Annotated in this window: 16 protein-coding genes; 8 read left to right on the forward strand and 8 right to left on the reverse strand. The window is 38.6% G+C overall.

What is annotated here, in order from left to right:
- The first annotated feature begins 4 nt into the window (after positions 1-4).
- The 3 genes from ACTJIV_RS17785 (at position 5) to ACTJIV_RS17795 (ending at position 5,227) form a co-directional block, all read left to right on the forward strand.
- Positions 5-1,678 carry a glutamine--tRNA ligase/YqeY domain fusion protein gene (locus ACTJIV_RS17785; RefSeq protein ID WP_111960694.1) on the forward strand — a complete coding sequence of 558 codons (1,674 nt, stop codon included), beginning with the start codon at positions 5-7 and terminating at the stop codon, positions 1,676-1,678.
- 287 nt (positions 1,679-1,965) lie between these two features.
- Positions 1,966-3,135, forward strand: a complete 1,170-nt coding sequence (locus ACTJIV_RS17790; protein ID WP_262901818.1) for an MFS transporter — start codon at positions 1,966-1,968, stop codon at positions 3,133-3,135.
- Between the two features lie 61 nt (positions 3,136-3,196).
- The gene (locus ACTJIV_RS17795; RefSeq protein ID WP_440629010.1) at positions 3,197-5,227 is read left to right on the forward strand and encodes a TonB-dependent receptor; all 2,031 of its coding nucleotides are present in this window, start codon (positions 3,197-3,199) and stop codon (positions 5,225-5,227) included.
- 63 nt (positions 5,228-5,290) lie between these two features.
- Here ACTJIV_RS17795 and ACTJIV_RS17800 read toward each other — a convergent pair whose 3' ends face one another.
- Positions 5,291-6,253, reverse strand: a complete 963-nt coding sequence (locus ACTJIV_RS17800; protein WP_440629012.1) for a YpdA family putative bacillithiol disulfide reductase — start codon at positions 6,251-6,253, stop codon at positions 5,291-5,293.
- Between the two features lie 118 nt (positions 6,254-6,371).
- Here ACTJIV_RS17800 and ACTJIV_RS17805 point away from each other — a divergent pair, with 118 nt between their 5' ends.
- Entirely contained in the window at positions 6,372-7,016 is a 645-nt protein-coding gene (locus tag ACTJIV_RS17805) for a hypothetical protein (protein ID WP_336378726.1), read from the forward strand.
- A 217-nt stretch (positions 7,017-7,233) separates the two neighbouring features.
- Here ACTJIV_RS17805 and ACTJIV_RS17810 read toward each other — a convergent pair whose 3' ends face one another.
- From ACTJIV_RS17810 to ACTJIV_RS17840, 7 genes are all read right to left on the reverse strand, one after another.
- Positions 7,234-8,529 carry a glycosyl transferase family 1 gene (locus ACTJIV_RS17810; RefSeq protein WP_440629015.1) on the reverse strand — a complete coding sequence of 432 codons (1,296 nt, stop codon included), beginning with the start codon at positions 8,527-8,529 and terminating at the stop codon, positions 7,234-7,236.
- Positions 8,530-8,647: 118 nt separating this feature from the next.
- Positions 8,648-11,194 (reverse strand): YfhO family protein, encoded by a 2,547-nt coding sequence (locus ACTJIV_RS17815; protein ID WP_440629017.1) that lies wholly within the window; start codon positions 11,192-11,194, stop codon positions 8,648-8,650.
- A 30-nt stretch (positions 11,195-11,224) separates the two neighbouring features.
- Positions 11,225-11,452 carry a hypothetical protein gene (locus ACTJIV_RS17820; protein ID WP_440629019.1) on the reverse strand — a complete coding sequence of 76 codons (228 nt, stop codon included), beginning with the start codon at positions 11,450-11,452 and terminating at the stop codon, positions 11,225-11,227.
- 161 nt (positions 11,453-11,613) lie between these two features.
- A complete protein-coding gene (locus tag ACTJIV_RS17825; protein ID WP_440629020.1) occupies positions 11,614-12,663 on the reverse strand; it encodes a DUF6263 family protein in 1,050 nt (349 codons plus the stop codon).
- Positions 12,664-12,760: 97 nt separating this feature from the next.
- Positions 12,761-13,510: a 23S rRNA (guanosine(2251)-2'-O)-methyltransferase RlmB gene (gene rlmB, locus ACTJIV_RS17830; protein WP_440629022.1), complete on the reverse strand. Its 750-nt coding sequence runs from the start codon at positions 13,508-13,510 to the stop codon at positions 12,761-12,763.
- A gap of 114 nt (positions 13,511-13,624) precedes the next feature.
- On the reverse strand, positions 13,625-14,098 hold the full coding sequence (locus tag ACTJIV_RS17835) for a DinB family protein (protein WP_111960714.1): 474 nt from the start codon (positions 14,096-14,098) through the stop codon (positions 13,625-13,627).
- A 251-nt stretch (positions 14,099-14,349) separates the two neighbouring features.
- On the reverse strand, positions 14,350-15,618 hold the full coding sequence (locus tag ACTJIV_RS17840) for a peptide-N-glycosidase F-related protein (protein WP_440629024.1): 1,269 nt from the start codon (positions 15,616-15,618) through the stop codon (positions 14,350-14,352).
- 204 nt (positions 15,619-15,822) lie between these two features.
- Here ACTJIV_RS17840 and ACTJIV_RS17845 point away from each other — a divergent pair, with 204 nt between their 5' ends.
- The 4 genes from ACTJIV_RS17845 to ACTJIV_RS17860 all read left to right on the forward strand — a co-directional run bounded on the left by ACTJIV_RS17845 (position 15,823) and on the right by ACTJIV_RS17860 (position 19,764).
- The gene (locus ACTJIV_RS17845) at positions 15,823-17,118 is read left to right on the forward strand and encodes a hypothetical protein (RefSeq protein WP_440629026.1); all 1,296 of its coding nucleotides are present in this window, start codon (positions 15,823-15,825) and stop codon (positions 17,116-17,118) included.
- A gap of 236 nt (positions 17,119-17,354) precedes the next feature.
- Positions 17,355-18,359 carry an AAA family ATPase gene (locus ACTJIV_RS17850; RefSeq protein ID WP_111960720.1) on the forward strand — a complete coding sequence of 335 codons (1,005 nt, stop codon included), beginning with the start codon at positions 17,355-17,357 and terminating at the stop codon, positions 18,357-18,359.
- Positions 18,359-18,817: a GNAT family N-acetyltransferase gene (locus ACTJIV_RS17855; RefSeq protein WP_111960722.1), complete on the forward strand. Its 459-nt coding sequence runs from the start codon at positions 18,359-18,361 to the stop codon at positions 18,815-18,817. The genes ACTJIV_RS17850 and ACTJIV_RS17855 overlap by 1 nt, the downstream gene beginning before the upstream one ends.
- An 83-nt stretch (positions 18,818-18,900) precedes the next feature.
- Positions 18,901-19,764, forward strand: a complete 864-nt coding sequence (locus ACTJIV_RS17860) for a DUF58 domain-containing protein (RefSeq protein WP_223559884.1) — start codon at positions 18,901-18,903, stop codon at positions 19,762-19,764.
- Positions 19,765-19,802: the final 38 nt, after the last annotated feature.

Here is a 19,802-nt window from a genome sequence, read left to right on the forward strand (position 1 = left end):
TTAAATGGAAGAAGAAAAAAAATCACTCAATTTTATTGAGCAAATTATTGAAGATGATATGGCAAACGGTCTGAAAAAAGAACAGATCCGTTTCCGTTTTCCGCCTGAACCTAATGGATACCTGCATATTGGCCATACGAAAGCCATCTGCATCAACTTTGGACTGGGCGAAAAATACAACGCTCCCGTAAACCTTCGTTTCGACGATACGAACCCTGAGAAAGAAGAGCAGGAATTCGTGGATTCTATCAAAAAAGATGTGGAATGGTTAGGTTACAAATGGGATAAAGAACTGTATGCATCCGACTACTTCCAGCAGCTTTACGAATGGGCCGTACAGATGATTAAAGACGGAAAAGCTTATGTAGATGAGCAGCCTTCTGAAGTGATCACGGAGCAGAGAAAGAATCCTGCAGAGCCGGGAATAGAGTCGCCGTACAGAAACCGTCCGGTAGAAGAATCTCTTGACCTGTTCGAAAGAATGAAGAACGGAGAATTTGAGGAAGGTTCTATGTCTCTTCGTGCGCAGATCGATATGGTGTCCCCAAACATGAACTTACGTGATCCTGTGATGTACAGAATCCTGAAAAGACCTCACCACAGAACAGGTACAGCATGGAAAATCTATCCGATGTACGACTGGGCACACGGAGAATCTGATTATCTGGAACAGGTTTCACACTCATTGTGTTCATTAGAATTTGAAAATCACAGACCTCTTTATAACTGGTATCTTGAGCAGGTATACGACGAATCTAAAATAGCACCTAAGCAAAGAGAATTCGCAAGAATGAATGTCTCTTATATGATCACTTCCAAAAGAAAGCTTCAAAGGCTGGTTGCTGAAAAAGCAGTGACAGGTTGGGATGATCCGAGAATGCCTACTATTTCCGGAATGAGAAGAAAAGGTTTCACACCGGCATCAATCAAAAATTTCATTGAAAAAGTAGGGGTGGCCAAAAGAGAAAACCTGATCGAAATTCAGTTGCTTGATTTCTGTGTACGTGAAGACCTGAACAAGGTGGCAAAACGTGTGATGGCAGTTGTAGATCCGGTTAAGCTAGTTATTGAAAATTATCCTGAAGGTAAGGAAGAATGGCTTGAAACTGAAAATAATCCTGAACAGGAAAATGCAGGGACAAGAGAAGTTCCTTTTTCCAGAGAATTATATATCGAAAGAGAAGATTTTAAAGAAGAGGCTAATAATAAGTTTTTCAGACTGAAATTGGGCGGGGAAGTTCGTCTGAAATCAGCCTATATTATCAAAGCGGAAAGAGTTGAGAAGGATGAAAACGGAGAGATCACTACGATCTATGCAAGCTATGATGAAAAGAGCAAATCCGGAAGCGGTACCGAAGAAAGCTTGAGAAAAGTAAAAGGGACACTTCACTGGGTATCTGCTACTCATGCAATCCCGGTAGATGTAAGAATTTACGAAAAACTATTTACCGTAGAGCAACCTGATGCAGAGAAGGATGTAGATTTCCTGAACTTCATCAATCCTGAATCGGTAACAACCATTAAAGGATTTGCTGAGCCAAGTTTAAAGGATGTTGCTGTGGGAGAGCCACTTCAGTTCCAGAGAATCGGGTATTTTACAAAAGACCGTGATTCTACGGATTCTAATTTGGTATTTAACCGTACGGTAACATTGAAGGATTCATTCAAACCGGAATAATCTTACAAGGATTAATATAAAAGCAGGACCTTCAACAAGTCCTGCTTTTTTGTTTTTAATTGGTTAAATCAAACAGAACCTTAAAGATCATTTCTATTAATTCCTGTCAGTGTATTTTCTTGCCTCTATCAATATGATTGATAAAAAAAAGTGCCTTTTAAAAGGCATTCTTGGCCAATTTGCCTATTTTTGCACCTCACTCGAATTTCTCCCCATAAAATAATAATATTGTGAAATTAATTAGCATATATACGGGTTCTTTTAAAGGACTCTCAGAAGAAAGCTGGATGCTGGCGCTGGTCATGCTCATCAATCGTGCAGGTTCTATGGTGCTTCCGTTTTTGGGAGTGTATATGACGGGGCATCTTCATTTCAGCATTGAAAATTCAGGGATTATTTTGAGCTTCTTCGGGTTAGGTTCCGTATTGGGCTCATGGCTGGGAGGATTAATTACCGATAAAATCGGAGAATACCGTGTCCAGAGTCTGAGCCTTCTTTTGAGTGTCCCGTTATTCTGCCTGATTCCGCTGTTTAAAACGGAAGTCGGCTTGGCTGCCATTATTCTGATCCAGAGTATCGTAAGCGAGACTTTCCGTCCTGCCAACTCGGTAGCTATTACTAAATATGCTAAACCTCAAAATATCACGAGAGCTTTCTCACTGAATCGGATGGCTGTTAACCTCGGGTTTTCTATAGGGCCCGCATTAGGTGGAATACTATCTGCCATATCTTATGAATTTTTATTTTTCAGTAATGCCCTGGCCGCACTGCTGGCCGGTTTGATGTATATCCGGTTCTTCGGAAAACGTAATAAGCTGGCCTCATTGAAGCCGAAAAAAGTAAAAGAAGCCATCGCCGTTAAAAAAGAAAATTCTCCATACCGCGACGGAAAATTTCTGCTTTACAGTTTCTTCTGTATGTTGTTCGCCATTTGTTTTTTTCAGTTATTCAGTACACTGACTATTTTTTATAAGGATACCGCGCATTTAAGCCAGCAGAGTATCGGTTATATTCTAGGCTATAGCGGTTTCCTGATTGTACTCCTGGAGATGGGCTTTGTACAGATCGCAGAAAAATATTTCAACCTTGCCTTTACTTTGTTCATAGGAACTGTATTATGTGGGGTTTCTTATGCAATGTTAGCCTTTGACCATTCCATTCTTACCCTTGTTGTTTCTATGACCTTGCTGTGTATTGGCGAGATTTGGACGCTTCCGTTTATATCTACCATAACCGCACTGCGGTCCGGCGAAAACAACAAAGGGGCTTATATGGGAATGAACGGGATATCGGTGGCCTTAGCCTTTATCATTACTCCTTACGTGGGGACCATGACTGCAGATAAACTGGGCTTCAATACCTTGTGGATAGGAACCGGAGTATTGACTGTGGGTATTGCTGCCGGGTTTTATTTTGTGATTCCCTGGATGCTTAAGAAAAGAGAGATTAAAAGCTAAATATCATTTGATTTTACATTACACATAAAATTACAATAAAAACTTTGCTAGCTTTGTGCTGATGACGAGATTATTAGCATTTTTTTTTATTCTCACTGTGTCGTTTTTCTTTTCGCAGAAAAAGGATACTGCCGTTCTGATATCCGAGGTGAAAATTGATGCTTATAAGAAACCGGTTCTCTTTATGACTTCTACGAAATCTGTTGCCGTTGTTTCTGAAAATCTTCTGGAGCAGAATCCTCCGGAAAGACTTCTGGAAGCAGTCAATCAAATTGCGGGAACCAGAATGGAAGAGCGCTCTCCAGCCAGCTACAGGATATCAATCCGTGGAAGCACCCTGAGATCTCCTTTTGGAGTAAGGAATATCAAAGTCTATCTGGACGATTTCATTTTATCTGATGCTTCCGGGAATACTTATTTTAATATCATATCCCCGAAGCTTATTAACAGGATGGAGATCTATAAAGGTCCGGAAAGTGGAGATTACGGTGCTGTAACCGGTGGAACGGTGCTTTTGCAAACCAGGAAATCAGATCATTTATCTGCCGGCATTTCTATAGGAAGTTACGGAACTTTTGAACAGAATTTTAATGTTGCCCGTCAGAAAGGAAAACATTTCTTTGAAATTTTTCAGGATTATTACCAGGCAGACTCTTACCGTGAGCAATCGGCTGTAAAGAGGCAGCAAATCTATCTTAAAGATCATTTTAAATATGCTCCCAAGGCCTCACTGAATGCTGTATTATTGCTTTCTGATCTGGATTATGAAACCCCGGGCGGACTTACCCTGCAGCAAATGGAATCTGGCAGGAAACAAGCAAGGCCAGCTGCCGGCGGGCTTTTAAGCGCAAAGGAACAGAATGCAGGAATCCGTAATAAAATGGTTTTGGCAGGAATTTCACATGAGACTGCCATTAACCCAAATTTTTCACACTTTATTTTAGTACAGGGTTCCTATGTGGATTTTAAAAATCCTTTCATCACGAATTTTGAAAATAGATTTGAAAGGAATTTTGCCTTGAGGACCCATTTAAATTATGAAAAAAACTGGAACAATATATCTCTGGCGTTGAGGTTAGGGTTTGAGGGCGGAAATCAAAATATTCTGGTTAAAAATTACAGCAATAATAAAGGAATACCAGGTAATCCTCAGAATTTTGATCAGTTGAAAAATAATTCCGGTTTTTATTTTCTGTCACAAAAACTGAATTTTAATGAAAAGCTTTTTACCGATATTTCGATAAGCTTAAATTCAAATTCCTACGAATGGGAGAGGATGTATCCGGTTTCAAATATAGGTCGTGTGAAATTTAAAGAACAGTGGCTTCCAAACCTGGGAATTACTTATCTGCTGGGAAAAGGTTTTTCGATAAGAGGAAAAATAGGAAAAGGAAATTCAGCTCCTACAAGCGAAGAAATCCGGTCTTCCAATCAGGAGTTTAATTTTAATCTTGTTCCTGAATCCGGCTGGAATAAAGAGGTTGGTATAAGAAAGCAGTTTGGAAATATTATTTTTATTGAAGGAAGCTATTTTGATTTCAGGATGCAAGATGCCATTGTACGAAGACAAAATGAAAGCGGGCAGGAATATTTTGCCAATCAGGGGAGTATCACGCAGAAAGGGGTAGAAGTTCTTTTAGAGTCTAAAAGTTTTCATCTTAAAAATGAAATATTCAACAGCTTTAAGTTTCGGTTTTCCGGAAGCTTCTATGATTTTAAATTCAGAAATTACAAACAGCTGGATAATGATTTTTCAGGAAATAAGGTTACAGGAGTACCGGACACAACGGTAAACAGCTTATTCAACTTTGTTTTTTTTAAAAATCTTACTGTAGACTATTCTCATTATTATATTTCAAAAACACCTCTGAATGACGCCAATTCTGTCTGGTCAAAATCAAGTCTGGTAGGAAATATCCGGTTAGGATTTCCAATACGGATTGATAGGACGAAACTGAATCTACATCTACAGATTCAGAACCTTTACAATACAGATTATGTTGCCGGTTTTGATATCAATGCTTTTGGAAGCCGTTTCTATAATCCTGCTGCAAAAAGGAGTTTTATCTTCGGAGCCCATGTTGAATTTTAGCAGACTGTAATCACATCAGAATTATCAAAATTCAATTCAAAATCTATAAAAAGCACAATAATATTACTTAGAAAGTATATTTCCAACAATCATCTGCGCATGAACGCGTGAGTTCTCAATAAACCAGAGATGGGTATCTTTTCCTCCGCATACAACGCCGGCCAGATACAAATTCGGAACATTGGTCTCCATGGTTTCAGGATGATACAGCGGATTCAGACAGTCACCCTGCAATTCTATTCCTGAATTTCTTAAAAACTCAAAATCGGGAAGATATCCGGTCAGCGCCAGGACAAAATCATTTTCAATCTCGCGGTTCTGTCCGTTTTCATCTTTAAAAATGACAGAATTCTCGGTAATTTCTACTATTTCTGAGTTAAAATGAGCCTTGATGCTTCCTTCTGTAATTCTGTTTTCAATGTCGGGTTTTACCCAATATTTTACACTTTTAGAAATTTCGGAATGACGGATGATCATAGTTACATCGGCTCCTTTCCGGTAAGTTTCCAATGCCGCATCCACAGCAGAATTACTTGATCCTATTACAACTACTTTCTGCTTTGCATATGGATAAGGCTCCGTATAATAATGCTTCACTTTCGGAAGACTTTCACCTGGAATATTCATCAGATTCGGAATATCGTAGAATCCTGTGGAAATCACTACATTTTTGGCTCTATAAGCTGATTTTGAGGTTTCAATATCAAAGACATCTCCGGTTTTGGAAACCTTCAGGACTTTTTCATAGAGGTTAATGTTGATTTCTTTTTGTCTTGCGATTCCCTGATAATACTCTAAGGCTTCCTGTCTGCCGGGTTTGGGAGCTGTGGAAATGAACGGAATACCATCTATCTCCAGTTTTTCTGCCGTGGAGAAGAAGCGCATATATAAAGGATAATGATATAAGGAATTGACAATAGTTCCTTTTTCTATGATCAGGTAAGTCAGATTATTTTTTTTGGCTTCAAGGGCACAATTGAGACCGATAGGCCCTCCTCCGATAATAAGGATGTCTAAAATTTCCATACAACAAATTTACTTAAAACCATGATATTAAGTGGAAAATTGACAACAGAACTTATCTATCAGGGATATTGTATTGGCATCAGTTTTGGTGTTTTTTATGAATTAAAAAATTGAAAAGATGAAAAACTTCATTATTCCAGTATTGGCATTAACCCTGTTAGTGGCTTGTAAGAAAAATCCTGAAAAACCTGTTCCTAATGTGATAGATTCTATGGCTCAGGCTAAGGAAAAAAATATTGAAACGGCAGCTCAGAAGAAAAAAACGGATGTGGCAGCTGTAAAGACTGCTAATGACGAAATCCTACAGGCTTTAAAAAGTAAAGATTATAAGACTTTCACATCATTTATTCATCCGGAAAAAGGAATCAGTTTTTCAATGTATGGATTTGTAGACCCGAAAGAGGATATGCATTTTTCCAAAGCTGATTTTGAAAAATACCTGCCAACAAAAACTTTATATACGTGGGGAGCACAGGACGGTTCAGGAGATCCGTATAAAGCAACCATCAAGGATTACTTAGCGAAATGGGTTTTCTCCACGGACTTCACGGCATCACAATATTCATTCAATCAATTTCTTGCAGGAGGAAATTCACTTAATAATTTAAAGAAAATATATCCTGGCCAGGACTTCACTGAAAACTATATAAAAGGTTCTGAAAAGAATGGCGGAATGGATTGGAAAACTATCCGCTTCGTTTTTGAAGAATTTCAGGGTAAGCAATATCTGGTGGCCGTTGTCAACGACCAATGGACAATTTAATCTAACCTGTGCTTAAAGGCTTGAAGCTGGAAGAGAGAAGCCGGAAGTTACTAATCTTTGTAAATGAATGATGCTTCGAATCCGCTCAGCATGACATCTCTAATAAATAACTATAAAGTTTAGAAAGTGTTATGCTGAGCGGATTCGAAGCATTTATGGCATTGTATAATGATCCTGAGAATTAACAGGTTTCTTTCCTATCAGAAAATTTCCAAATTTAAGGTAAAATTTCAGCCAGTTTTTTAGTGAGATTTCTCCTAGAAAATTGTTCAATATTTTGAGTGTTTTCAAGAAGATCTCCCTTTTTCCAGAGTTCATATTTCTCTATGATAAAATCTTTGACTGCTTTAGAATCTTCGTAACCGAAATGTTTTCCCGCACCTGTTTCCGCAAGTATTCTTGAAACATCTGCTTCATCCGGACCAAAAGAAATGATCTGCTTTCCGGTCGCCAGGTATTCAAATATTTTTCCTGGAATAATTCCTTGAGAAGACTCGTTCGGGAAATTGGTGATCAGTAACAGATTTGAATTGGTCATTTCTTCAACAGCTTTGTCATGAGAAATATACCCCAGGTTCAGGATATGATTTTTCAGGCTCGAATTTTCTATAGATTGCAGGATCTTATCGTCAACTCTTCCTGCAAACTTCAAAGTAAAATGGTCTGCAAACTCTTTATTTTCCTTGACTAACCCATCAAGGACCTTCCAGAGGTTCTCAGGATTTCTCAACTGTTCAAGAACTCCGATATAGCTTAAAGTAAAGGTTGTTTCTTTCTTTTCACCCACCACATTGATTGGAGCTGAATCGCTTTCATCAAATCCATTCGTGATACAAACAGCATTTGCTCCTGCTTTTCTGAAATTTTCAGCATCCGTATAGCTTGTTGCCAATGTTATATCTGCGTTTTTAAAGACGGCACTTTCAAGCTGACGGTGTTTTCTGTCGGAGCTTTTGGTGAGTTTTAAATGTTTATAATAAGAAATTTCTGTCCATGGATCACGGAAATCGGCGATCCATTTCAGAGCAGGGAATTTCTTTTTCAATCCCAGGCCGATCATATGAAGAGAGTGGGGCGGTCCGGAAGTTACTACGACATCTATTTTATTTTCTTTTAAATACTGTTCTAAAAATTTTATGGAAGGTTTTACCCAGAATACCCTGGCATCCGGAATGAAGAAATTTCCCCTTACCCAAATGGAAAGTCTGGATTTCCAGCTTTGGTTTTTACCAACATCAAATTGTCCGGCTTTGAACTTTTTATTGCTTTTATTCAGTTTTTCAGCCAGCTGATAAGGTTCCCATATTTTGGTTTTTACAATCTCCAGGTTTTGCGGAACATCTTTTAAAAGACTTTCATCGAGTAAGGGATAACTCGGGTTTTCGGGAGTATAGATCACGGGATTCCAGCCAAATTCCGGCAGATATTTGGCAAACTTCAACCATCTTTGAACACCAGGACCTCCCGCAGGAGGCCAGTAATAGGTGATGATCAGTATTTTTTTTTGTTCCATTAATTGAAGATTTGAATATAAGTCTTAATATTCTTAACCACTTAAAAGATTCTTAATATTTTAAAATTTAGCCATTAAGGTTTGAGTTAAGAATTAAGAGTATTAAGTATAACTTCGTTTAGGCTTTTTCTTCAGTTAAAGTTAGCTTTTTCTTTTTCTTATTCTTATTCATCCAGAAGATCCCGAATGCACTCAGTGCGATAAACAATCCAAAGCATAAAAGCGATAGCCATTTACCTTTTTGTATCACTTCTGGTTCAAAGACCATTCTGATGTTGTGAGTTCCTGCAGGAACGTGTACAGCACGCAGAAGATAATCTGCTTTGATGTAAGGAACTTCTTTTTCATCTACAAACATTTTCCATCCATGAGGATAATAGATTTCAGAAAATACAGCCAGCTGAGGGGTTTTCGACTGAGATTTAAATTCCAGTTCATTCGGCTGATATTTCGTTAGATTGATAAATGCCGTAGAATCTGCCTGAACAGGTTTACTGCTGAAATAAGATTTGTCTGAGGATGCAATGACAGCCGTTTTCTTACTGTCGATCACGCCAATAGATTTGATTTCTTCATCTGGTGTATTCACGAATTTCAGATCGCTTACAAACCATGCATTTCCGTTGGCCTTAGGATTCGGCATGGCCTGAGGCTTTTCCGGACCTCCCATTACCCAGTATTTTGCGTTCAGAAGATTAAGGATATTCGGTACTTTCACAGAGTCCATGATCTGGAAATACTCGTTGATTACGTCGTCATATCTTCTCAGTTTTACGGCATGGTATCCTCCGATTGAAGATTTGAAATAAGACGTATTGGTTTCACTGAATGTCCCTAAGATATTATTGAAAACCCTGTAATGTGTTTTGTCTCTTTCCGCAATAGTTTCAAGCGTTTTATTAACGTTGACGTTCGCCAGAATAGATTCTAAGTTCGGATTTCCCTGAACTTTTTCAGCCAGCAGGTCTGAACTCTCTGTTTGAAATGGATTTTCAGCAAAAACCTTATCTACATAATTCTCATCATTCAGATAACGTTTGTTTACCGTCCAGAGATCAAATAAACTCACGGCTCCAATAATAATCAAAGCGATATTCTGGTTCAGTTTTTTCTTCATGGTCATGAAAAGAACTGTTGCCGTTATAGCGACATAGATCAATGCTTTTATGGCATCGATTCTGAATAATTTAAATCTCTCATCAGCAAGGTAATCCAATAGGAAAGGCGGGAAATATGTTTTTTCTCCATCCGTATAAAAACCAAGCAGTGATTTTCCGAAAAGAAGAAGGATCAATAAAATTCCTAAAGTTCCTCCGCTTACATATATAAGGATTTTCTTTTTGTATTCCTCTGTCAGTTTTTCGTCTGTAAAGAACCTGTAGATTCCGATAATGGCAATCAAAGGGAATAATAATTCCACAACCACCAATATGGAAGAGGGTGCTCTGAATTTGCTGTAAAAAGGAACATAGTCGATAAAGAAGTCGGACAAGGGCATAAAGTTGCTTCCCCAAGCCAACAAAACGGTCAGAATAGAAGCTCCAAGGATCCAGTAACGGTATTTTTTCCAGGCGAAGAAGAATCCTAATAAAGCAAGGAAACATACGACGGCTCCCTGATAGGCAGGACCTGAAGTTCCCGGCTGGTCTCCCCAATAGGTTACCCCATTGAATCCTTTTGAAATTCGGTCCATTTCAGCCTGTGACCCTACATTTTCCTGGATAAGCTCCTGAACCCTGTTCATCATTTCTTTAGCCTCCGGTTCCTGGCTTCCGCCACCCATTAGCCTTGGAATGAAAAGATTCAGTGTTTCCAGCTTTCCGTAGCTCCACATCAGGATGCTGGTTTTATCCAGTCCTGATTGTCCTGAAGTATGGCTTTCATTCGTCAGAATCTGTTTTCCACGTACCGTTTCTTTGATGTACTCGGAATTGGCCATGATTCTTTGAGAGTTCATCCCGACACCAATTGCGCATGAAGCAGCAATGATTCCTGATGAGATCAAAAAATGCTTCATCGGAGTTTTTTTCTGGATGGCTCTTACCAGTTCGGACAGGAATAAAAATCCTAAGGCCAAAAACAGGTAATACGTCATTTGGGGGTGGTTGGCAGCAATCTGAAGTCCCATAAAAAGGGTCGTTGCAATGAATCCCCAGATGTACTGTTTTCTGATATAGACTAATATAATTCCGGCAAGGAGCGGTGCAAAATACTCGATGGTATTTACTTTACCGTTGTGTCCTGCTGCTATAATAATATAAAAATAGGTAGATAAGCCGAAGAAAGTGGCGCCCAGTAAAGCGTACTTCCAGTTTCTGACGGCTACCATTCCAAGGAAGAAGAACCCTGCAAAAAGCAGGAAAAGATAATTAACCGGTCTTGGCAGGAAGTTCAGGTTGCTGTCGATCTTTTTGATGATGTCGCCTTTGAACTGGCTGCCCATCTGATAGGTCGGCATCCCTCCAAACATGGAGTCGCTCCAGTAGGTTTCGTTTCCGGTATCGGCTCTGTAGTCCAGGAGCTCTTTCGCGCCTCCTCTGTACTGTACGATATCATGCTGAAAAAGCTGCTTTCCGGAAAAAACAGGGGTGGAGTATAAAAATGCTAAAACTATAAATACAACTAATGAAATTGCAATATAAATTAAGTTTTTATTTTTAGCCATACGGGTTATTATCTTTTATTTCTTTGGATTTTACCTTTTGTCTTTAGTTTCTTTTACCTCTTCATAGTCAACTGTTTCTGCATCCCAGTTGAGGTTCTGTTTATTCTTATTCGAGTTGTGTAGATCCTGCTGTCTGTTATTATCTTTATTGTTATCAAATCTATAGCTGTAAAAGGTCTTGAAGAAAAGCCTTTTCAGGATATTCCAGACAAAGAAAATAATGATGGCAGAGAGAACTAACTCAAGAATGTACTTCATAATTTCTAATTTAAATTCAAGTTTGTGGTTTAAAGCCTGAAGTTTAAAATTCAAGGGTATACAATAATCATGAAAGCAATTATTAATAATAAAAACCTCCTCTCAAACTCTAACACCCTTTCACTCTCAAACCCTCTGACCCTAAAACGTCTTTAATTCAATTATTTTGCAGAAGGATTGACCATTACAGAAGATTTGGAAATACTTTTCATAGACTGTGACTGTTTTCCGTCTGAAATAGTCTCAACCTGTGTTGTTTTTACATCAATGTTCTGGTTGGTAATCCATCCTGTACTTTGGTCAAACTTAATGGTTCCGTTCTGGGAAAGCTCACTGCTAAGACTGTGTGTGATAGGTCCCTGCGTCTTCTTTTCTGTCTTTTTAGGAATTCCTCCTGTTACAGAAATTTCTGCAGCACCGTTTCCTACACTTTTCAGTACATAGTTTGAAGTTACTTTAACGCTTCCGCTTGGATCTGCGTTTTCAGAAGTAGTCCATTTTTCACCGATTTTCACTCCTTTTTTAGGAATAATCGTTAAGTTTTTATTCAGCTGGTCTTTCAAGACTTTTTCATTGAAAGTTTCTTTAAGACTGGCTACCACGCTTGCTTTCTGATTGGCATCTTTGATCAGGGTTCCTACAGCAGCGGCAACTTTGGTATAAACAGCATCGAAACCTGTGATAGAAACTACATTTCCTTTAGTATCCATCTTCATGTTAAGCTTATTCCCGGTCAAAGCTTTGTTGATATTCCAGATCATTTTCAGGTCATCTTCTTTCGGGATAGCCAGTTTGGTGTCTACGATTACTGTTTTACCCTGTGCACTCTGCGAATTTCTTTTTGCTACAAGATTAAGAGTCATATCATACACATTCCCTTTGATGTCATTAACGGTGAAGCTCATTTCATCCGTAGATTCGCTGGTTGCTGTAATCGTTTTTCCCTGAGGATCTTCCATTGTTTTCACATCTCTCTGGTAGGTGGTAAGAGGATAGGTTTTTCCTTTTTCCAGTTTAAATGTCTGAGTGAAAACTCCCGCAGAATCTTTAATGGCAGGGTTTTCCGCCACTTTAGCTACAGAATCGGCAGGAACTTCTACCGTAACTGTTTTTCCTGTTTTAGGATCTACTTTAGTGATGGTTGCTGTTTCTTTTTTACAAGATACAAGAGCTATAGATGAGATAAGCATTAATGCTGTTACGTTTTTCATTTAATTTTTTTTAAGTTTAAATTTTACTGATATTTCCGTTCTGTGCATCAATAACAATACCACAAAACATTACGATAAAATACTTATTCGTTACCGATTAAAGATTTGGAGCCGATACGATTTTCTGTCTTACCGCTTCATACAAAATGGCTCCACATGCTACAGAAACATTCAGAGACTGTGTTTTTCCTTCGATAGGAAGTTTTATTTTTTCGTCTGAATGATGCATGACTTCTTTAGAAATTCCGGTTTCCTCATTCCCCATTACAATAGCGCAAGGTTCTGTGAAATTCACATCATAGATCAGTTTCTGAGCCTTCTCAGTAGCTGCAAATACAGAGATACCGCTCTGCTGAAGGAAATCTACGGCATGCGCAAGATTAGGTTCCTTACAGATCTTGATATTGTAAAGTGCTCCCGCAGACGTTTTAATGGCATCTGAATTGATAGGTGCTCCTCCTTTTTCAGGAATAATAATGGCATCTATCCCTACACATTCTGCTGTTCTGCAGATCGCTCCGAAGTTTCTCACATCTGTAAGTCTGTCAAGGATTAAAAGGAAAGGTGTTTTTCCTTCCTCGAACAGTTGCGGAACAATATCTTCCACTCTGTGAAACGGAACATCTGAAATAAAGGCAACCACTCCCTGGTGGTTTTTTCTTGTAAAACGGTTCAGCTTTTCAATTGGAACATAGTTGGGACGAATTTTATTTTTGGCTAAAATCGTTTTCAGCTCAGCATAAATAGGACCTTGAAGTGCATTCTGCACAAAGATCTTGTCAATCGTTTTTCCCGCTTCAATAGCTTCAATTACGGGACGCAGCCCGAAAATAAAATCGTCTTTCATTGAAATTTATTATAAATTATATGGTGAATAGTCAATAGTGAATTTTACTTTGTAAGTCAATTTTGGTATGTATAAAATTCACATCTGACCATTGACTCACGCAGTGAAGATTCACTATCTTCCGTTCTCTCCAAGTATTGCTCTTTTTTGTGCCATGATATAGCCGTAATGTAGGCTTTCATGCATATTGTTAAAGATAATGGCATCCTGGATGCTTTTCAGATCCATTCCAAAACTGGTTGTGTAAGGTGTATAGTCTGAAAAGAAGTCGCTGTCATAATCTTTCATTAAAATCTTTGAAGTTTCAGTGAGTAAAAACTCAAGGTCTTCCACTTCAGATTTTTGTACATTCAGGTTAGGAAGAGTTCCTTTTTTGTAGGTTTCGATCCAATATTTATCTATTCTGAAAGGATTTCCGCTAAGATAATAATGCAGGAGCTGCTGGGTAGCAACCGTATGCGCAATATTCCAGTACATATTGTTATTGAAACCGTCAGGAATCAGCAGAAGATCTTCATGGGAATTGTTCTGCAGAATACTTAAAAGGTTCTTTCTCACTTGTCTGTGTGCTTGAAAATGATAATTCATTTTGCAAAAATTTTTAATCACCAAAAATAGTTTAATAAACTGGAAGTGACAATTTTTTGGATAAGGGATTGAATTAAATGTTCTTAAATGCTGAAAAAAGATGTTAATTGTTGTGTTCTTTTTGTCGATCGTAAAAAAACTCCTCTGAAAAGTATTCAAAAGAGCTTTTTACTTTTTTCAAATTCAAACAATCTGAGTATGGTGTTAATTTGATAGTAATTCCGGAAATGTCACGCCGAATTAGATTTTTTTTATTTTTTGATGATTTTATGTTTGAATGTTATTCCATCCTTCATAACAATATTCAGAAAATAGACTCCTGCAGTATACGTTGAAATGTCTATTCTGTTTTCCCCGCGAGTTTCAGCTAATTTTTTCCCGTCAATACTGAAAAGGCTTATCGAAGCTACATCTGTTTTGGATCTTATATTGACGAAATCAGCCGTAGGATTGGGATATATGCTGACATCTACGGTCTTAATGTCCTTCACGTCCAAAGCGGCACTGCTTTTCCCCTGCATGTAGACGGATAAATAGACATCTCCCTGCTGTTGATTAAAAACAGCAGTTGGAATTGTATGTTTAAGGGTGTGATTTCCAGCGGTTATAGTGGGTATTGTAAAGCCTCTGACAGGAACTGAGTTACCCGGACACCAGTTATTCCATGAAGTCCATTCTGTAAGTGATTTTGGGACTGCTCCATAAATTCCATTGCCTTGTGTATTGTAAACCCTGAACGGTTCGCAGGAAATTCCTCCGGGAGTATAGGTAAGCATTTGTACATCATCTATATAGGTGTAATTCTGCCTTCTAACATATTCTTCACCACCACTGTTGGCACCGTGAGGAGTGGATATCACATAGAAGCGGGCATTGGTGACTGCATTAGGAAGATTGAAACTGACGATTCTAACGGTTTCACCAGGAACATCGGTGCTGTTATAATTATTTAATCTGCTATAAGTTAATACAGGAACTAGAGCATTGTAGTCTGTGGGTGTGGCTCCTGCATCTGTCGAAAAGAAGGTAAGCGTTCCTGAAAAGACATCGATCCTGCCGGCACATCCTGCAACCTGTGTTTGAGCTGCATAAGGAACACCAAAAACGTCCAGTTCCATATACATATCATAAGAAGCACGTAATGTGGTATCATGAAATATGCTGTATAAATTACTTAAGTCATATGTATAAGGAACCTCAGTAGGGCTTCGGTTTTTGCTCATAAATGGGGTAATGTACCTGCCAACCTCAATTCTTTTCACATTCGCATCGTTAATAGTGTAGGTAGGCTGGTTTTTAGGTATCATGGCTAAATATACGCTTCCCAGACGGTCATAATTATCACACAAAGCACCTATAGTCACTCTCATGGCAATTTTTGCCTTAAAGGAGTTCAGTTCAGCATCTGTAAGTTTTCTGGCGTATCTGGTATTTGATAATCTGATGAGGCCGGCAGGTACCGGATCGGATACTGTGGCTGCGTAACCGTCATAATACACTGCATCTGAAATCAAATTCATTCTGCTTGTTGTTTGCGATTGAAAAAGCCCTGCAAAAAGAATGCTTGTAAAAAATAGCTTTTGATACATATTGTTGGTGTTTACCACAAATATATTAAATATTCGTTTAAAATATTATTATATTGTATTTATAATTCATTTTTTGTTGAAAAATTGAAATTTTATAATTAAATTAGCGCAATGTTCAATATTAATTAATCAATAATGAAAAAAATTTTACTTTTATCTTTGTTATCGATAGCTTTAATGCTTAATGCCCAAATCAATTTAAACATTGGAAGCTCAAATGTCGGAACGGCCCCTATAAGTAGTTTTTTTTCATATTCATATGTTCAGCAGATCTATCCCAAACAGGAATTAAATGCAGCTGCAGCGGGGAATATTACGGGCCTTACCTTTTATGTAGACCCTTCGGCCAGCATTAATGATTCTTCGGATTGGACGGTTTATGTCGGGCATACCACTAAAACATCCTTTATATCCGGAACAGACTGGATTCCAGCTTCACAGCTGACTCAGGTATTTGCAGGTACCGTAACCAAAACTAATAATAAGGTTGAAGTTACTTTTACAACACCATTTGCCTATAATAACAGTGATAATTTAGTGATCGCTGCAAAGGAAAATTCTCAAAGTATTGATATTAATAATTTTGATGAAGCCTTTCGTGTTTATCCGCATATCCAGAATTCAACTCTTTATTATAAAGGAGACCGTATGATCGTTGATCCTGCAACTCCACCCGGAGGAATAAGAGCGGATTATAAAGCTGCAGTGACAATTTCAGGATTAACGCCTAGCTCTACACCGGCATGTCCTTTTGTTAATTATCCGATCAATAATGCTCAATTTGTTTCTTTAACTCCAAATTTTAAATGGCTTCCTGTTTCCGGAGCCGATTCTTATAAAATTTCATTAGGAACAAGTGCAGGAGGTACAGATGTTATTAATCAGCAGGTAGTAACTGCTACAGATTTTTCTCCTTCAGCTCCTCTTAATCCGAATACTACTTATTATCTGAAGGTCACTTCCGTTACTGGGAATCTTACATCTTCCGGCTGTGCGGATGTTATTTTTACTACAGTTCCTCCTGTACCTGTTAATGATGCGTGTTCCGGAGCTTTGGCGGCATCTGCTTTTCCTTACACCTATACTCAGAGTGATGCTGTATCTGCCACTAACAATGGCGGATTTATAACCACGTGTCCTGATGCAATGAACGACGGGACCTGGTTCAGATTTACCGGGGATGGTGGTCAGTTTACTGTTAAAATAACCATGCCTGCAGGCAGTGCTTATGATCCTCAGATGGATATCTACAGCGGTGCATGTGGAAATCTGGCCTGTGTAAATGCAGTAGACAACGGCGGAGGCGGAGCTGCAGAAACCTATACATTTACAACAACCGCAGGAACCGAATATTTTATCAATGTCGGGGCCTATGAAGAAACGGTTGATATGCCGGAAAATGTTTTTACCATTAGCATTACTAAACTTTAGTCTGCAAACACTTATTACAATGCTTTCAATGATAACATGAGTTGTCATTGAAAAGCAATATGTTTTCAGAGAAGCAAACTGTTTTAAAAAGAAACAGCACCACAAATTCCTGCCTGTTATTTGGATACATTATTAATAAAGGAATATTTAACAAACTTTAACTCTAATATGGCATTCATTATGTTGATTAATGCCAGTATTTATCAGAAATTTACCACCTATTTTTAATTAAAGCTATGTCAGATACATATCAAGCTGAAGATATCCGCCAGTTGACGGAAAAAGTAAAAGAAAAGAATTACTTATTTTCCCTTCTCAGACAGGAAATCAATAAAGTGATTATTGGCCAGGAATATATGATAGACCGCCTTTTGGTAGGTCTTCTAGGTAACGGGCATGTCCTTTTGGAAGGGGTGCCGGGACTGGCAAAAACTTTAGCGATTAAAACCTTGGCAGAAGCTGTTCACGGTGAATTTTCCAGGATACAGTTTACACCCGATCTGCTTCCAGCAGATGTGGTGGGAACGATGATCTTCAATATCAAAGACAACGATTTTTCAATAAAAAAAGGTCCTGTTTTTGCCAACTTTGTACTGGCGGATGAGATCAACCGTGCGCCGGCAAAAGTACAGTCGGCACTGCTGGAAGTAATGCAGGAAAAACAGGTAACGATTGGTGATGAAACCATGAAACTTCCGAAACCGTTTCTGGTACTGGCCACCCAAAACCCGATCGATCAGGAAGGAACTTATCTTTTACCTGAAGCACAGAGCGACCGTTTTATGCTGAAGTGTAAAATCGATTACCCGAATTTTGAAGATGAAAGAACAGTTATGAGAATGGTTTCTACCTCTCATCAGCCTGTTATTAAACCTGTAATATCACTGCAGGATATCGTAGATGCCAAAGAACTGATCAACCAGATCTATCTGGATGAAAAGATCGAAAAATATATTCTGGATATGGTTTTTGCAACACGTTATCCGGAAAATTACGGACTTTCTGAGCTTAAAAACTATATCGGGTTCGGAGCTTCTCCAAGAGCATCCATCAACCTTGCCATTGCATCCAGAACCTACGCATTCCTAAAGGGAAGAGCTTTTGTTATTCCTGAAGATGTAAAAGCGTTGGCTCAGGATGTACTAAGACATAGAATTGGTCTTACCTTTGAAGCGGAAGCAGAAGAAATTTCATCAGAAGAGATTGTCAACAGGATTTTGGCAAAAATACAGGCACCATAATGAGTGAAGTGATTATCAGGAAAGCTGTCAGGGAAGATTGCGCTCCCATGCTGGAACTGATCCAGGAACTTGCAGAATATGAAAAGGCACTTCATGAGGTGACTATAACACTGGATGAATTTACAGAGGACGGCTTCGGAAAATCTCCGGTTTGGGGAGCTTTCGTTGCTGAGCTGAACAATGAAATTGTAGGAATTTCCCTATATTATGACCGGTTTTCAACCTGGAAAGGAAGAAGGCTGTATCTTGAAGATCTGGTAGTGACCGAAAAAATGAGAGGAAAACAGATCGGAAAACTTTTGTTTGATGCCACTTTGGAATATGGAAAAGCAAACCAATACAGCGGAATGGTTTTCCAGGTATTGAACTGGAATGAACCCGCTATTAATTTTTATAAGAAATACAGCCCAAAATTTGATAATGAATGGCTGAATGTTTCGATTGAATTGAAGGATTAAAGTTAGAAAGTAAGGAAGATGGGAGATGGAAGATGGAAGTGTGTCGCACAAGCCCCCTGCAATCCTAAATCAGCAACGAATGTATGGAAATAAAAGATATTGTAAAAAAAGTAAAGCAGATAGAGATCCGTACCCGAAAGAAGACGGAAGCTTCGCTTATGGGACAGTATCACAGTGCTTTTAAAGGACAGGGGATGACTTTCTCGGAAGTCCGTCCGTATCAGTTCGGAGACGAGATCAGAAGAATCGACTGGAATAAAACAGCCCGTTTCCGGGAACCGTTCGTAAAGGTAATGGAAGAGGAAAGAGAGCTGACCATGATGATTTTGGTAGATATTTCCGCCTCTATGGATTACGGAACCAAAAACCAGCTGAAAAGGGAATATGTAGCAGAAATTGCTGCCAGCCTCGGGTTTTCAGCGGCAGGAAATAATGACAAAGTAGGGCTGATCCTGTTTGCAGATAAAGTATATAAAGTAATTCCGCCCCAAAAAGGCAGAAAACATATTCTTTCTATTATCAGCAATATTCTGACAGCAGATTATGTCCCGGCTGTATCAAAGATTGATAAAGCTATGGAATATATGATGGGGATATTCAAAAGAAAGTCTCTGGTTTTTCTGTTTTCAGATTTTGAAGATACTTATGATTCCAAAATGCTTAGAGTGGCTTCAAAAAAACACCAGCTGCTGGGCATGAGGATCTATGACGAAAAAGATAATGAAATTCCTGATGTAGGCTATGCTCTTCTGTATGATGCTGAAACAGGAAAAGAAGTCTGGGCCAATACTTCCAGTGCAAGATGGAGGTATACGTTTGCAGAAGCCCAGAAGCAGAAAGTCCGGGCGCTGGAAGAAGATTTTGCCAACAGCTCAGCCAGTTTTATGAATATGAACACGGGTGCCGATTATTCTAAAATGCTGTATAATTATTTCCAGAAGAAGTAAATATCAATAACAAAGGCTCCGGCCTCAACTATTATTAT

Source organism: Chryseobacterium sp. 22532 (assembly GCF_052044665.1).
Lineage (GTDB): Bacteria > Bacteroidota > Bacteroidia > Flavobacteriales > Weeksellaceae > Chryseobacterium > Chryseobacterium lathyri.

Bases quoted from the DNA above. Each gene is read 5' to 3' on its own strand.
- ACTJIV_RS17785 (WP_111960694.1), top strand. From the start codon at position 5: ATGGAAGAAGAAAAAAAATCACTCAATTTTATTGAGCAAATTATTGAA.
- ACTJIV_RS17790 (WP_262901818.1), top strand. From the start codon at position 1,966: ATGCTGGCGCTGGTCATGCTCATCAATCGTGCAGGTTCTATGGTGCTT.
- ACTJIV_RS17795 (WP_440629010.1), top strand. From the start codon at position 3,197: ATGACGAGATTATTAGCATTTTTTTTTATTCTCACTGTGTCGTTTTTC.
- ACTJIV_RS17800 (WP_440629012.1), bottom strand. From the start codon at position 6,253: ATGGAAATTTTAGACATCCTTATTATCGGAGGAGGGCCTATCGGTCTC.
- ACTJIV_RS17805 (WP_336378726.1), top strand. From the start codon at position 6,372: ATGAAAAACTTCATTATTCCAGTATTGGCATTAACCCTGTTAGTGGCT.
- ACTJIV_RS17810 (WP_440629015.1), bottom strand. From the start codon at position 8,529: ATGGAACAAAAAAAAATACTGATCATCACCTATTACTGGCCTCCTGCG.
- ACTJIV_RS17815 (WP_440629017.1), bottom strand. From the start codon at position 11,194: ATGGCTAAAAATAAAAACTTAATTTATATTGCAATTTCATTAGTTGTA.
- ACTJIV_RS17820 (WP_440629019.1), bottom strand. From the start codon at position 11,452: ATGAAGTACATTCTTGAGTTAGTTCTCTCTGCCATCATTATTTTCTTT.
- ACTJIV_RS17825 (WP_440629020.1), bottom strand. From the start codon at position 12,663: ATGAAAAACGTAACAGCATTAATGCTTATCTCATCTATAGCTCTTGTA.
- rlmB (WP_440629022.1), bottom strand. From the start codon at position 13,510: ATGAAAGACGATTTTATTTTCGGGCTGCGTCCCGTAATTGAAGCTATT.
- ACTJIV_RS17835 (WP_111960714.1), bottom strand. From the start codon at position 14,098: ATGAATTATCATTTTCAAGCACACAGACAAGTGAGAAAGAACCTTTTA.
- ACTJIV_RS17840 (WP_440629024.1), bottom strand. From the start codon at position 15,618: ATGAATTTGATTTCAGATGCAGTGTATTATGACGGTTACGCAGCCACA.
- ACTJIV_RS17845 (WP_440629026.1), top strand. From the start codon at position 15,823: ATGAAAAAAATTTTACTTTTATCTTTGTTATCGATAGCTTTAATGCTT.
- ACTJIV_RS17850 (WP_111960720.1), top strand. From the start codon at position 17,355: ATGTCAGATACATATCAAGCTGAAGATATCCGCCAGTTGACGGAAAAA.
- ACTJIV_RS17855 (WP_111960722.1), top strand. From the start codon at position 18,359: ATGAGTGAAGTGATTATCAGGAAAGCTGTCAGGGAAGATTGCGCTCCC.
- ACTJIV_RS17860 (WP_223559884.1), top strand. From the start codon at position 18,901: ATGGAAATAAAAGATATTGTAAAAAAAGTAAAGCAGATAGAGATCCGT.